This window comes from Candidatus Sodalis sp. SoCistrobi (assembly GCF_900143145.1).
GTDB lineage: Bacteria > Pseudomonadota > Gammaproteobacteria > Enterobacterales > Enterobacteriaceae > SoCistrobi.
Window position 1 is genome coordinate 1 of sequence record NZ_FRDB01000062.1, and the last position, 14,012, is coordinate 14,012.

The 14,012-nt window shown below is 43.6% G+C and carries 18 protein-coding genes; 5 read left to right on the forward strand and 13 right to left on the reverse strand.

Going from position 1 to position 14,012, the window contains the following annotated elements; genetic code table 11:
- On the forward strand, nucleotides 1-229 hold a 229-nt coding region (locus tag CINSTRO3249_RS06145; RefSeq protein ID WP_143146879.1), incomplete at its 5' end, for an integrase core domain-containing protein.
- 11 nt (nucleotides 230-240) lie between these two features.
- Here CINSTRO3249_RS06145 and CINSTRO3249_RS06150 read toward each other — a convergent pair.
- The 5 genes from CINSTRO3249_RS06150 to CINSTRO3249_RS06175 all read right to left on the reverse strand — a co-directional run bounded on the left by CINSTRO3249_RS06150 (nucleotide 241) and on the right by CINSTRO3249_RS06175 (nucleotide 3,174).
- The gene (locus tag CINSTRO3249_RS06150) at nucleotides 241-1,161 is read right to left on the reverse strand and encodes a VirB4 family type IV secretion/conjugal transfer ATPase (protein WP_084790127.1); all 921 of its coding nucleotides are present in this window, start codon (nucleotides 1,159-1,161) and stop codon (nucleotides 241-243) included.
- Nucleotides 1,115-1,489 carry a VirB3 family type IV secretion system protein gene (locus tag CINSTRO3249_RS06155; protein ID WP_074012608.1) on the reverse strand — a complete coding sequence of 125 codons (375 nt, stop codon included), beginning with the start codon at nucleotides 1,487-1,489 and terminating at the stop codon, nucleotides 1,115-1,117. Before CINSTRO3249_RS06155 ends, CINSTRO3249_RS06150 begins: the two co-directional genes overlap by 47 nt.
- Entirely contained in the window at nucleotides 1,486-1,848 is a 363-nt protein-coding gene (locus CINSTRO3249_RS06160; protein ID WP_074012609.1) for a hypothetical protein, read from the reverse strand. Before CINSTRO3249_RS06160 ends, CINSTRO3249_RS06155 begins: the two co-directional genes overlap by 4 nt.
- The gene (locus CINSTRO3249_RS06165) at nucleotides 1,823-2,464 is read right to left on the reverse strand and encodes a lytic transglycosylase domain-containing protein (protein ID WP_074012610.1); all 642 of its coding nucleotides are present in this window, start codon (nucleotides 2,462-2,464) and stop codon (nucleotides 1,823-1,825) included. The genes CINSTRO3249_RS06160 and CINSTRO3249_RS06165 overlap by 26 nt, the downstream gene beginning before the upstream one ends.
- Nucleotides 2,465-2,658: 194 nt before the next feature.
- Nucleotides 2,659-3,174, reverse strand: a complete 516-nt coding sequence (locus CINSTRO3249_RS06175) for a transcription termination/antitermination NusG family protein (RefSeq protein ID WP_074012612.1) — start codon at nucleotides 3,172-3,174, stop codon at nucleotides 2,659-2,661.
- Between the two features lie 153 nt (nucleotides 3,175-3,327).
- Between CINSTRO3249_RS06175 and CINSTRO3249_RS06180 the strand changes: the two genes are divergently transcribed.
- Both CINSTRO3249_RS06180 and CINSTRO3249_RS06185 read left to right on the forward strand, forming a co-directional pair.
- Entirely contained in the window at nucleotides 3,328-3,996 is a 669-nt protein-coding gene (locus CINSTRO3249_RS06180) for a helix-turn-helix domain-containing protein (RefSeq protein ID WP_084790129.1), read from the forward strand.
- Between the two features lie 13 nt (nucleotides 3,997-4,009).
- Entirely contained in the window at nucleotides 4,010-4,489 is a 480-nt protein-coding gene (locus tag CINSTRO3249_RS06185; RefSeq protein WP_074012613.1) for a hypothetical protein, read from the forward strand.
- Here CINSTRO3249_RS06185 and CINSTRO3249_RS06190 read toward each other — a convergent pair.
- From CINSTRO3249_RS06190 to CINSTRO3249_RS06225, 7 genes are all read right to left on the reverse strand, one after another.
- Nucleotides 4,482-5,219 carry a metallophosphoesterase family protein gene (locus CINSTRO3249_RS06190; RefSeq protein WP_074012614.1) on the reverse strand — a complete coding sequence of 246 codons (738 nt, stop codon included), beginning with the start codon at nucleotides 5,217-5,219 and terminating at the stop codon, nucleotides 4,482-4,484. The two genes, CINSTRO3249_RS06185 and CINSTRO3249_RS06190, sit on opposite strands and share 8 nt — an antisense overlap.
- The gene (locus CINSTRO3249_RS06195) at nucleotides 5,216-5,887 is read right to left on the reverse strand and encodes a VUT family protein (protein WP_254304303.1); all 672 of its coding nucleotides are present in this window, start codon (nucleotides 5,885-5,887) and stop codon (nucleotides 5,216-5,218) included. The genes CINSTRO3249_RS06190 and CINSTRO3249_RS06195 overlap by 4 nt, the downstream gene beginning before the upstream one ends.
- 90 nt (nucleotides 5,888-5,977) lie before the next feature.
- Nucleotides 5,978-6,181: a hypothetical protein gene (locus tag CINSTRO3249_RS06200; RefSeq protein ID WP_074012616.1), complete on the reverse strand. Its 204-nt coding sequence runs from the start codon at nucleotides 6,179-6,181 to the stop codon at nucleotides 5,978-5,980.
- Nucleotides 6,182-6,261: 80 nt separating this feature from the next.
- Nucleotides 6,262-6,927: a helix-turn-helix transcriptional regulator gene (locus CINSTRO3249_RS06205; RefSeq protein WP_174249740.1), complete on the reverse strand. Its 666-nt coding sequence runs from the start codon at nucleotides 6,925-6,927 to the stop codon at nucleotides 6,262-6,264.
- A 106-nt stretch (nucleotides 6,928-7,033) separates the two neighbouring features.
- Nucleotides 7,034-7,795: a leucine-rich repeat domain-containing protein gene (locus tag CINSTRO3249_RS17145; RefSeq protein ID WP_074012618.1), complete on the reverse strand. Its 762-nt coding sequence runs from the start codon at nucleotides 7,793-7,795 to the stop codon at nucleotides 7,034-7,036.
- Nucleotides 7,796-8,340: 545 nt separating this feature from the next.
- Complete coding sequence (locus CINSTRO3249_RS17995) at nucleotides 8,341-8,631, reverse strand: helix-turn-helix transcriptional regulator (RefSeq protein WP_074012619.1); 291 nt, start codon at nucleotides 8,629-8,631, stop codon at nucleotides 8,341-8,343.
- Between the two features lie 801 nt (nucleotides 8,632-9,432).
- Nucleotides 9,433-10,407, reverse strand: a complete 975-nt coding sequence (locus tag CINSTRO3249_RS06225) for an IS30 family transposase (RefSeq protein WP_074012621.1) — start codon at nucleotides 10,405-10,407, stop codon at nucleotides 9,433-9,435.
- Between the two features lie 895 nt (nucleotides 10,408-11,302).
- Here CINSTRO3249_RS06225 and CINSTRO3249_RS06240 point away from each other — a divergent pair.
- A complete protein-coding gene (locus CINSTRO3249_RS06240) occupies nucleotides 11,303-11,869 on the forward strand; it encodes a ProQ/FINO family protein (protein ID WP_254304304.1) in 567 nt (188 codons plus the stop codon).
- Entirely contained in the window at nucleotides 11,866-12,780 is a 915-nt protein-coding gene (locus CINSTRO3249_RS06245; protein WP_074012624.1) for an Rpn family recombination-promoting nuclease/putative transposase, read from the forward strand. Before CINSTRO3249_RS06240 ends, CINSTRO3249_RS06245 begins: the two co-directional genes overlap by 4 nt.
- A gap of 137 nt (nucleotides 12,781-12,917) precedes the next feature.
- Here CINSTRO3249_RS06245 and CINSTRO3249_RS06250 read toward each other — a convergent pair whose 3' ends face one another.
- Nucleotides 12,918-13,763, reverse strand: a complete 846-nt coding sequence (locus CINSTRO3249_RS06250) for a Vmh family MBL fold metallo-hydrolase (RefSeq protein ID WP_074012625.1) — start codon at nucleotides 13,761-13,763, stop codon at nucleotides 12,918-12,920.
- Nucleotides 13,764-14,012 lie beyond the last annotated feature (249 nt).

The window sequence follows — 14,012 nt, forward strand, 5'->3', positions numbered from 1 at the left end:
CGGCGACTCCTACGATAATGCGATGGCAGAGAGTATCAACGGGTTGTACAAAACGGAGGTTATCCACCGCGGGAGCTGGAAAAACCGGACGGAAGTGGAGTTGGCCACGCTGGACTGGGTGGACTGGTACAACAACAGAAGGCTGCTCGGGCGGCTGGGTTACATCCCTCCTACTGAAGCCGAAATGAACTATTACGCTTTGCAATTAGCATCAGAGGAAGCGGCGTAGTATTGCCAAAATTACTCTCTAATAAACTCGGGGTTATTCAGTGTTACCGCCTGTACCGCATCAAGCAGTGCATCCGTCTGGCGGGATTCACCTTCTGTTGCGGCGAGATCGGAAGTCTGAACCTTAAGCCGCCGTTTGATTCGGTTGCGATCTTCAAAATGGAAGTTTTGTACCAGCAAAAAATCATACTGCTCCTCCAGCGCCTCATCCCACATCCCTGGTATCGACTCATCCGGGTAATCGCGAAGATCATAAGTTGAAGCAAAACGCGTCACCCCGTGATAAGGACGGTTTTCAACATAATCATACGCACCAAACGCGGTCTCACCGTCAAGCACCACATCACCCAGCCGCGTATCGGTGATCGGTACGGGCCGCTCCACGCCATTAAACATAAAAGAATAAAAACGCCCTATCTGCGAATAAATATTCCCATCATTTTTCTCCTCCATCGCCATGACTTCGACGCCAAATCCGACGAGCATTTCCCGGCAAAGAGAGAGCAAATCATTCATACGTGCGATGCCCTCATCCAAATCACGATATTTAAGGATGAGCGCCATTGCATACCCTACCTTTCGGTAATCGCCATGACGAAACGGCTCAGTAAACACATCGACAAAATCCTGCAATATCGGCAAATCCAGTTTATATACCGTATCCAGATAAATCCGTGTTTTAAAGGTATAAGTTTGCAGCATCAGATTATTCCCTTCCTGCTTTCCCAACGCCTGCAAACAGCTATTAAACGTGCAAAATTCCTGATTCAGTATTTTCATCTCACGCGTTTCATAAGGTACGCCGTTAAAACGAAGCAAAGCAAGCACGTGCCCCGTTCCCAGCGTACAAACATGCGGGTGAACATGATGTCCCAACCAAGGAACATTATGATTTTCCGGCGAGAAGGTATTTTTTAATAATTCGTCGCGCATATTTTTCTCTCCACTTGCCATGACGAGGGGTGATCAGTAAATGCCTGCCATATTTCCAGTTCATCCAGTAGCGGCGACGATGAAAGAAGAAACGGCGCATGGCCTTGTCGTCACGTTCACAAATCATACGCAATCCAATCATCGCGAGAAAAAAAGGAACAGGCGGACAAAGTCCCCACCACCCCCAGAAATAAATCCCGGCAAACAGACTGACAGCTAACCCAATGACCAGAAATATAAGAGGGAAAAGCGGTATGCCACAAAACATCGCTACGCGACTCATGGCATTGTGGGTCTCGAAAGTCAGCGCCTCTTCGTCTTCACTCATCCTGAAATGGCTCCGCCCCAAAGAGAGTAAGCCCAGGTTGCAGCGGAAACAGCCCCACCAACCGCACCAATGACGCCAACATGCTTCATATAGTCCATCATGGTCGTGTCCATCGTTCCGGCCATTCGAGAAATAATCCAGCAGACACCGACATAAACCAGCGAGCTAACGGCGACCACGCCACCGATGATGATCAAGGCCGTTCTGAACTCCTGCGCAAACTTGACCAGGGGATCATACCAGGCGGCCTGAGCAGTTAAGGGCGTCACAAGAAACATCAATGCCAACCAGCAGGTCAGGTAGCCGCCAGGCGTCAGACGACTGGCGATAACATTAGCCGGGGGATTGCGTCTTTTCATTCGTGTTCTCCGTTGAATTATCAGGTACAAAACGTTGTCGTTGAGAGTTTGGTGCATCCTGCCTGGGGTATTCGCGCAAAACGTCCCAGGACTCAAATGTGGCTGGAGGCGGTGTTATTTCCTCCTCATCAGCCATTTTTGTTTTTCTTTCTGTGCGGGTACTTGGCACCATATACCCAATGCGCTGTACATAGCTGGTCTGCCGAAAATCGCGCTCTGCTTTCTGTCCGGTAGTAAAATTGCCGGAGTAATAACAACTGAGCGCCCTTTTCAGCGAGCCGCCGCGCTGATAGCAATCCGTCATTATTTTTTCAAACACAGATAGATTGGTGCAGGGATTGAATAATTGTTCGTCAGTAAGATAATATTTTGAAAAATTGGTGCTAGTAATTTGCATGAGTCCTAGAGAATAACGTTTTCCTTGTGATTTTAATCGTTTTACATGAGAAAGTGCTTCATCTTTATTTTTGGGGAAAATCCCCTTTTTCTGGCCGACAATACCAATGGCATAGGGATTAAAACCTGATTCAACCCTTGCCACATCTAGAGCAGTGTCAGGGTGTATGGATGATGCGCACTGCATCGCTAAAGCAAGAAAGGTTGCTGTTGATAGCATAACTCCCCATAATCATGAATAATCCGTCTGGCTAATGAAATGCTTTCTGACATCATTACCATATGTCACAATTAAATACTGAACGACCGCAGACGCGGATATCTGCCTACCACGTCGATAGCCAATTTCAACAACTATTTTTTCCAGATAATCCCTAAGATCTGCGGGAATATACACATTATTATATTTCCCTTTTATTTTAGGTGACATTTCTTTCCTCCATTTTTTTTCAACCCAAACCATTTATTAGGCGAATACAAAAGCTCCTTCAGTAAGGACACTCGCATTTGTGGATTACCGTAACTATAAATACCAATTATTTTATTAATAATTTCATCCGGTACATACATGCATTCATAAGATATATCATCGCTGTGCAATATACGAATTTCAGCGCAACGCAATTTATAAATAACACTATCTGGAACAACAGAAATAAACTCGCCAAAACGAACAAATCTCATAGCGCCTGGAATATTTAAAATCGCGGTAGTATGGATGCACTCTGGATTAAATCTGGTAAAAATATATCCTGGAAAAACGGGGGACTTGACATGCCTAAGTACGTTTTTTTTGTCTTTCCTTCGTCGTCCTTCACATATTATCGGACAGAATGTTTCAATTTTTGCTTCTGTGAGAGTATTTAAGGTTGTTCGCCACATTTTTTCCCTACATCGAAGAAGATACCACCCCTCTATCCATCGACTCATCAGAAAGACTCCTCTTTAGACAAAAGCTATCGCACTAGGACGACCCCGAGGGAAGTTCCAGTACGATAAAAAACACTCACCCTATAGTAGGCAAGCTGATCTTATGATAGAAAAGAGGTGCGGAAAACCACTCTAATCTCTAATATATTATAAATGGTAGATTTTATAATGCAACAACAGAACAGCACACAACCAGAAAAAAACTATATGACATTGAAAATAATAGGAAAAAATCTTATTTACCTTATGAAAAAACATGAGATTGATGCGCAACGCCTCAGCACATTAACCGGCATTGGGATCGCAACCATCAACAATCTCAGGAGGGGTGTAGGAAACCCCACCATATCTACACTCTCATCAATTTCAGATTTCTTTGGTGTAAAAATGGGCAACTTAACAGACATAGATATGGAGGCCATAAAAACACCTCCGGGTAACATCAAAACAATGCCTCTACTTAAATACAATGATCTTGGTAATTATTACAACAAAAGGATTAACATAACCAATAGCTATACGACTGAAGTTGAAAATACAGATGATGATTCATTAATCGCTATTGAGATTGCCAATAATTCATTATCACCTTCTTTTGAGAGTGGTACACTATGTATTGTATCCGAAAAAGAACCTTTCAATGATGGTGATGTGGTTCTGGTAAAAATAAAGGATTACCCTTTATGCTTTCGACGTGTTTTCATAGGAGATCAATGTCTATTTTTCTCCAAAACATCAATGGAATCAGATGGAAATACGATAGAATTCAAGGACTATACTATCGTTGGCGTCTTGATCAAAACAATAAAAACCATGAAATAACAAAGGATTAACAATGGATTTTTTTGATAAAATAAAACATATTTTCAACCCAAAATATAGCTACACACTAGATTATAGTGCTATAAATATAAAGACCGGAATTTATACATTTAAGGAATATGGAACGCACAGCTATATAAAGAAAAGTTACAAACAAATAATTGAAAGCAATTTCATCTACTTGATAAACCCCAAGGATATTATATATATAAGTAAAATTGAAGAAAAAAAAGCAATGCAAAATGACATTTATTTTATTACTGAAGAAAGAAGAGATGGTATTTATAAAATATCGAATAACACAGACATGTTATTAATATCAGGAAAAGACATTCTAAAAAACAACGAACTGATAAACAAAATAAACAATGGCGACATGTCAAAAATAGCATATTTAGAAGGAATACATGCAGGCCGTGAAATTTCAGAGGCGCTTATGAAAAAAACGCCTCTGAAAATGAAAAAAAACAACATCCTTCAGATAATTAAATAAAATACGTTTCTACATGAACATCTTCATCAAAAGAAATAATATTAAATCCACTCGCATTAAAAATGCTTACATCTTCTGTCCCATTTTCCCACTGAAAACAAATTGCAGGAGAGACAGAAATAATAACATCATTTATCTTTGCCTGAAATGGCGTATGCGCATGTCCAGAACCAATGAATTTAACACCATATTTATTACACAAACTCAATAATTCATTGGCATTTTTTAAATTACAAACATCAACAAGTGGTGTGCCAACAGGAAGTAAATGGTGATGTAAAAACAATGCTTTTTTCCTAAAAGGATCTTTTTTTAATAACACTTCAAACTTAGACAGTGCGTCATGATTAATGACGCCAAAATCCTCGCCATCCACAACACTATCTATGGACAGAAAACACCAATCATCCCCTCCTAAAGAACCCAAATCAGAAAAACAGCTCACTCTATCATTCAGATTTAAAAGTACTTTTTTATTATCATGATTTCCTGGAATAAATGAAAAAGGCAATTTTAATCGTTCCATCCAGTCAAAGAATAAGTCATATGATGATAGGCTTCCATCATGAGAAATATCACCTGTAACAATGATGAAATCAATACTTAACCTCTTTTTATTTTCCAAAATAAAATTCATGGTGTTACTAAATTTAGTATAGACAGGAACGGACAAAAGGCATTCATCTTTATTTGACAAAAGGTGAATATCTGAAATTTGCAACACTCTCATTTTTTGTTTTCCTCCTGCGACGTTTTCACTTCCGAAAATACAGAGAGAGGATTGTATGAAGCGCCCCAATCATAGTGATCTGTTCCTTCTATTCTCTTGACTTTATGAGCTAAGTACATTGCTACAGGTAATAAAAAAACAGAAATTATCACCTTATAACTCCATGTTGTAATAATGATATTGACAAGTTCATTAACACTATACTTACTGGAAAGACTAATAGGATACGCAGTTAAAAGTAAGGCCGCCTGAGTTATCATTGATGCCGTAACATACCGGACAAAAAACAACCTCCCCATAAAAAGCATTTTCATTTTTGAAATGACAAAACCATTTAAGAAGTAGGATACAGGAACAGAAACCCACGTTCCTATCATGACTCGCCAAAATTCATGATAAAGAGAATAATAATTTCTCGATATATCATTATTCTCAATTTGAGTAATTGCCGCCAAATTCAGTATTATAACATACACCGTTTGGCAAAACACCATTATCCACACAGCCCGACTACCAAGCTTATAACCATAAACTTCTGTTAAAATTGTGGAGAATAGAAAGCAAAGAGAAAAGACAATTCCACTTGCCGTTATTTTAAAACCATAGATATCTAATGTTTTATAAACCAGCGTATCACACGTTATCATGATGGTTACCGTCAACCCCACGAACAATCCATATAACTTATAACTACTCATTGATTAGTCCTTTGAATTAAAAGTTAAGGTGCGGTAACACTACGTCAGACAATGACAGAATCAGTCATGATCAGGCCCATAAATTTCTTTCAACCTGTCGCGCGCCTCCGCACCGTGTTTTTCAACCAAGAAACGAAGAAACTCAGCCACTTCAATAGGCCGCCCTGTATGGTAACCAATATCCAGCACTATCCTGTCAAGCGTTTTCCGCAATGGCTCACCAATATAAAGCGTCCGCTTTGCCCGGTAAGAATCATTGTACATATCAATATTACTCCTTGGTTACATAAAAGAAAACCGGAGAATAGTGTCTCCCCGGCAGCTAAAAACATAAACAACCCACCTCATTCATAGAGAATAGGCCAGCAGCCCAGCTTCAGTAAACGGGCTGGAATATTTCGCTCCGCCCCTACACCTTGGCAATATTGTTTAAACTGGCGGGAAGAGTTAACCCCCGTCTTCTGATAAATATTCTGAAGCTTGTTTTCAACCGTGCGATGAGAAATACCAAGGCGTCGCCCAATTTCCTTGCTGCTCAAGCCATATAAGACAAAAAAAGCAATCTCTAGCTCTCTATCGCTAAACATGCCATAGGCAGTAATAATATTTGCCGTGCGCGGTATTTCACCGTCAACGCATTGCAACGTTGAAAAGAACCGGCAGGGCCGCGCATAACACAGCACCCCACACAGATCGCCATTTTCATCATAATGAGGAATAGAGTCGAAAATATAAGGCTGAATTCTATTTTTACGCCCAAACGGCAGCAGGACCAACAACGAAATGTTTTCACCCTGACTATAGAGACGTTGCTCTTCCTCCCACATCACGGAGGCATACCGCGCAATAGGGTGTGGTATATCGCAATCCGAACAACCTGAAATCACAAAATCATCCGGCAGGGCCAGCAGCTCTCGCATTGCCGGATTCACGTAACGATATCGCGCCCCGCTATCTTTAATGCCACAGGGCACGCTGTTTTTTTCAAAGGTCTTAAGAAGGCTTTTCATAGAAATCCCCACTATCGAGGACATGACCGGGGTGCCAGAAGGCATTGATTGACACTCATGCTGTGGCGGCTCATCCGTGCACCCCAGAAGGCCATGCCCGGATGGATCAGTGCCAGTCAGTAGATAGCCGCTCTTCAAGCTCTGCAACGCAATCACGGATGATCTGCTGAAAAGTGTCTGAGGTATCGTCCCCCATGAATTTTTGCGGTATGCCATAATGACGCCCGGCATAGACACGAATTTCCCCCGACACCCATACGGCAAAAATTTCTACAACTTCATCATCAGCCTTATCAAAAAAATCACCTACGGATGAGGTATCCAGACAATAATCCCCCATCAGGTGATCATCCGCGTTCAAATCAGCAAGCTTGATATACCGCCAAGCCAGAGGACTGGCTATATTTTCTACATCCAGTAATAGGGGGCCCTCGACATACCAGTCTTCCGGCAGGGAAGAAATCGCCGTCCCACGAAGATTAAGATAGCCGCCAACCCATAAATTCCGGGGAAGCGAGGCAATGAGAGAATTTTCCAAGACCAGGGAATCCTCGATGCGAAAATTCTCCGGTAAAGAGACAATTCGGGTGTTTTCAAGAAACAGTCCACCACCCACGCTTAAATCCGGCGGTAGTGCGGTTATCGACGTATTTCGCAAATCCAGATCTTCCAGTACGTTCAATCCGATAGGTAATATTGCCAGCGGGGTATTTCTTAAAATCAGATGCCCGCCAACCAACAATTCATCCGGTAGCCGCTGAATATCACTACCAGCAAGATCAACATCCTCGCTAATCAACGTTTGTCCACCCGGCGTACGGGAAAAGAGGATTTTTTTGGCGTCCAACCAGTCGAAGAAATTAGCCATGCGCCACCTCCAGTTGAAAACTATTTCCCTGGATTGACACCAGTAGCGTTACGAAAGTATTTCTTTCAAAATAAACAGTTATGACTTCCCGCCTGACGGGAAGATGAGTAAGATCACAGCTAGCCATAGCAGCCTCTTATGCAGGTTGTGGTGGTTAGCTGATAGCGGCGGTAGAGGCCGCCACTATCAGCGATATAATATGTTGTTTTTGCTATTGTTTTAAACGCATTCTCATTAGCCCCATAGTCTACTATGCGGCAGCGTGCTCTCTGCACAATAGCTGGCAGGTTCTCAATTGTTAAAGAGCGGGGTGCTGAAAACGAGCGCATACGCACAGCACCGCACAAGGTGCCAAAATACATCAGCAAATAATGAATCCACCGGGATACAGCCTAAATTCAGGCAATATTATCCCGCACGCAATTGCGCTTACTTTAAAAATGACTTTATTGTTACTTATCCGATAAAAAGGCTACCGAGAAACCATGATGCCTACGTTTTCTGGGTAGGGCCATAACCGTATCGGTTAGGGGTCGAAAAAAATTTCAATTTTTATACCTCGATATTTCCACACGAACATTATCATTTTGAATAATGTAACCAATAACAATAAAATAGAAAAATGCCTTCAACTCTGAATATGACGTTGAATTGTATTTGTGCATGGCATTTTTCATATGAACATGCACTGTATTTATTTTGATATCTAAGTATTCAGCAATGAACTGTAGATTGAATCCTGAACAGTAAAGCGATAAGACCTTAAGTTCTGATGATGAAAGCTCAGGAAAAATCTTGTGATAAGGTAAAAAACTCTCAGGCTCGAACGCAGTCATAGAGCCTCCCGTAGGACACTACCCATTTCCATGAGGTCGGTACGTTGTCTCGGGGTCAGATTGCGCGAAAAACAGGCAAACAATACTAGCAGTGCGGGTCGTGCTTCACAGACAAGCACGCGGAAGGTAGACTTCGGCATAGTCCGGCTCCTGGTTATCTCAGGTGTTGGGTTAGCTGGTAGTAAGAGGTGTGAACTCTTGCTATCAGCGCTTAACATAGCTGTTTATGTGATAAATTCTACGCCTTTCCCTGAAAAAATCCACCCTTTCATAAAACTATTTTTAGTTAAAAATCATCATGTTAAAATAAAAAAACATGACACCACCGATACCTAATTTTTATCTGTTTCGTATACTACGCATTACAATGATTATTTTGAGATTCATTAACTTTGACAACTATTTCCCCCAAAGAAACCACCAGTGACCTGAGCCATTTGGCTTTCTGTGCGCTCGTGGCCCTACATTTTGCCCGTGAGGATGGCGTAGCGAGTTCGCCATACGCCGAAAACCTCTTTCTTATTCGCTGGCTGGCTCAGGCACAGGGCCCATTCCCAAGCGAAATGCACGAAGAGTGCAATATAAATTAATATCTTTTGTTAATTATCATTATTAATTCCTACCTCTTTTGAAGAAAAACGGCTTTGCAGCGCGCGCAAGCGCAGTTTCGTAAAATATGGCAGATCGGATGTTCGCTACGCTCACGCAGCGGCGCGCCTAACCCTGCAGTTCGCCCATGTAAGCATAGTTCGCGCCTTCCATGCCCTTACGGGCATAGAACTACTAATATTGTTAATGATTTTACGCTGCCATTAAATACTCCATGAAAACAGAATTGGGTGATTTATAACCCAGCGATTTTCTTCCACGAGCATTGAGAATATGCTCCAGTTTAGCAATTTCTGCTTCGCTAACTTGGTTGAAATCTGTCCCTTTTGGGTAAAAACGACGAATCAAACCATTTATATGTTCATTCAGGCCGCGTTCCCAAGAATGATAAGGGTTGGCAAAGTAGAAATTGGCACCTGTTATTTTTGCTATCTCTTTGTGTCCTGCAAACTCCCCACCATTGTCAGAGACAATAGTTTTAAATTCACAAAACGTATTATTCTGGATATCTCGAAATGCGTCAACGACTGTTTCTGCGCGTTTGTCTGATAACTTTCTGATAATTAAAAACTTTGTTGCTTTGTCGACTACAGTAAGCAGGAAGGAATTTTGATCTTTTCCGAAGATTGTATCAATTTCAAAATGACCGGGCTCTTGTTTCTCATCAGCAATAGAAGGTCGCTCTTCAATGCCAATACGGTCTGTTATTGCGACACGGGTGCTCTTCGTATTTTGCCGCTTGTAGGGCTTTCCTCGATGGGGAAGTAGGCGATAAAGCGCACCTCCATCATCTTTGTCCTGCTGTATGTAGCGGTATATCGTATTTTTACTGGGCGAAATTTCTTTGGTATTGCGCAGTTCTCCACTGATAACTTCTGGCGAAGTATGGACGGCCAATCGCTCAGCGATATGAGTTTTAATCTCAGGAGTCAGTTGTCTGAATGCTTTACCTACTGAGGCAGCCGAGCGGCGTTTTATGGATAGGTATTGAGCCCTGCGAGCAGAATAGAGTCCATTGAATTCTGGGTCAGTGTTTCTTCTTATCTCCCGTCTGATTGTAGAGAGATGAACGCCCAGCTCATGAGCTATTTCATGGTGATAAGCGTTAGCGGCAAGCCGCTTTTCGATGTAAAACCTGTCATTAAATGTAAGGTGCTTCTTGTTCATTTAGCAATATTTCACTCAAATTCAATGTTTGATGGTTTTACATACACCATAATATATGTGTATGTAGATCATCTATCGTGCATTTCATTTGGGAGCTGGGGCAGAAGCAAAAGCGCTTCCCCAAAAGCGTCGCCGTAGATATTGAGTGGCTACTGGAAAAAGGGCGAAAGCAAGGCCCCGCTGGAAAGCTGAAACAGCATCTTGGAAGGCCAGTTCCCAAATGAAATGCACGAAATACGATCAACATACATTATATTGTTGGCTGAATGAGCCGTACGCATGAAATTCCTAGGCGAAAAGGCGTACGAAGCCCGTTTTGATCTTAAGGCTTAACAGTGATGCTGATGCTTTTTTGCAAGAATGGAAAACCTCCAGCAGGTAGGCGCAGCGAGCTGTGCGAGCAAGTCCTGCCGTTGAACTTTGGTTTTATCCTACCAAGCCGCCTTTGACCTTGAGGCATTTCAGGCGACGCAGAAGCCTATTGGCGCGCACGAGGGCTGGCAGTTATATAGACTCGAGCGACCAACAGTAATTCACAATCACAATTAGTTTACATTGCTCATTTCGTGCATTTCGACTGGGAATGGGCCCGTTGAAAAATCAGCGCTGAATGCCGCGTACAGCGAAAAAGGGAAACAGCTTCACGCACTGGAATTACGGGTGACGGGGCAGGTAAATATTTTTATGGATACATAAAAAAGCATGGGCTAATCACACATCTAGCAACGTCAGGCAGCCAATACCATACGGTGATGCTGACACCAAACAAATAGCATAATAAATAATATACATTAGATTAAAAGCACACCCGGCTATTGACCACAGGCCAACGGTAATCGACATCATTCTGCTACCATCGTCCGCGAGAGGATGAACAAAAGAGGGATAGCCACCCATGACCGAACAAAAACGTCCTACGCTGACTATCAAGCGAAAACCGAAAATCTTTGTGAACCCGAAGCACGCAAACAAACCCGCGCCACCGCCGCCAAAACCGGCGAAGCCGCCCAAGGCAAAAGCACCGAAGCCGGTCAAAGAGCCAAAGCCTAAACAGGAGCCGCCCAAGCCCTTGAGCCGGGAAGAGCGTATCGCACGGAACCGGGCGAAAAAGCTGCGCCGGGGTCAGGAGGCGATCGCCGGTTTGATGGCACATTGGCCGCAACTCTTCAGCCTCGAACAACCGAAGCCGCTCAAAATTGGCATTGCGGCAGATATTTATAAGGACATCAAGGCACGTGAACTCGAATTAACCCGCGCCAAGGCCGGGGCTGCGCTGATGTTCTACACCCAAACGCCGGTTTATCTGGAAGCAGTGTGTGCCGGCGGTCACCGTTTTGACCTCAGCGGACAGCCCTGTGGCGAGATTACTGAAAAGCAAAAAGCCTATGCCCAGGAGCAGCGTGAAAAATGGCGAGCCGAAGCAGACGCTACCGCGCCACAGGGGGCAGAGCCGACGCCATGAGTAAAAAATTCACCCCCACGCCCCATGATGCGGTGTTCAGGCAGTTTCTTCACGACAAGGCCACCGCGCAGGATTTCTTTGATATCTGGCTGCCTGAGGATATCAAGGCGCTGTGTGACTGGGATACCCTGAAGCCTGAATCGGAAACGTTTATCGACCCGGACATGAAGCCTTACCAGAGTGATATTCTCTATTCAGTGAACGCTAAAGGTGCTGACGGCTATGTCTATTGTGTGCTCGAACACCAATCGTCGCCCGACAAACTGATGGCTTGGCGATTGATGCGCTACAGCATGGCGGCCATGCAGCGGCATCTGGAAGCCGGGCATGATAAACTGCCTTTGGTTTTTCCGGTGCTGTTCTACTGCGGCGAAAAAAGTCCGCACCCGTACAGCACCAACTGGCTGGACTGCTTTGAGCGGCCCGATATTGCGGCGAAGATTTACAGCCAGCCGTTCCGACTGGCGGATGTGACCACACTCGACGATGATGCCATCATGCAGCACCGGCGCATGGCGCTGCTTGAGCTTATCCAGAAGCACATTCGCCGCCGGGATATGACGGAATTGCTGGACAGTATTGTTAAACTGCTGTCGTACAATTATTATACGGATACGCAGGTCATCACGATGATGAACTATCTTATCCAGGAGGGTAATGCGGCTTCGCCACGCACGTTCATTACCGAGATAGCCAAACGGGCAGAGAAACACGAGGAGGCGCTTATGACCATTGCCGAAGCACTGAAGCAAGAAGGTAGGCAAGAAGGTAGGCAAGAAGGCATTCGGGAAGGCCAAAAACAGACTGCACTCAGTATTGCTCGCCAAATGCTGGATGGCGGCATGGCCCCAACAACGGTCAAGCAATTTACCGGTCTTACCGATAGTGACATCCTGAAGCTGAAAAAATAGAAAAGACCGGCGGAGGGGATGCCGGTCAAAAAGATGGTGAGAAGTCTATGAGGAATTATAGTCAATTCATTGAGGATATCGGCATTCTCTGGCGTTACATGAATTTCTCTTAAAAAAACGATTCTACGAAGGGAAAATCACCATTTCAGTTCGCCGGTATTTACTTTAGCCCCAAGCTCCAGAGAGCTTTCTTCAGCAAGTTGGGGATAAAGCGATTTCATGGCCTTAATCACGCCGGTAGAATGATGATTGTCTTTCAGCACCTTTTCAAATTTTTTGAGATAGTCTGAGGTGAAAACAATCGCCTGGTCACCCGCCGGTTGTTCACCAAGATAATGTCCGGGGATAACCAGTTTTGGCTTTAGATTTTGCATTTCATGAAGGATGTGTCGCCAAGATTCACGGTTTTCTGGTGTCTGAGTATCTGCTGTCCAGACGTGAATACCAGAAGCAATACCTGTTCCCCCGATAATAGCTTTGTTCGTAGGGAGCCAGACATAGGCAGCGTAGTGCTCTGGATGATGTAACTCAAGTGTTTCACCATCAATGATAAATCGTGTTTTAGTGGTAATTTGAGGAACAATTAATTCTTTTGGTGCACCGTCTTTCATCTGGGGAGCCCAGTATTTTAGCTTGGCGTCCTTGGTGGTACGGATATGCTCAACAACCTTGGGTGTTGCTACCACGCTGACATCAGGAAAAGCTTTTACGATAGGCTCCAGGCCAAAGTAAAAATCCGGGTCGCCTGACGTAATGACAATTTCTTTGAGCTTTTTTTTACTTGCTTTAATCATATCAACCAGTTTTTCGCCATCTTTGACACTAAACTGAGCATCAAAGAGAATGGCTTCTTTGGGACCGGAAACCAGCGTTGATGAAACGGGGAAAATACCGTTTTCCTGAGGGTTATAAGTATCTAAATGTAGTGGTTCAGCGAGAACTGTTGAGCTCGCCAAAACAAGCATAAGGATTATGTTTTTCATACTAACCTTCCTTTTCTTGAGATTTACAGTTAATTAATATAAGCACACATATATGCTATTGCGCAATTATGATCTTTTTAAGATAAGGCGGCAAAGGGTCTATCATATTGCACAACTCTCAAATGCCGCCGAAGCCCGGCGTAGCCGGTAACGGTACCACTAGAGACGCACACCCCTCCCCCGCGCTGCAAAGCCCTACAGCCTTTCAGCGAGCACTTTGTTACCAAAGCCCCTATAAACCCCGGTGAG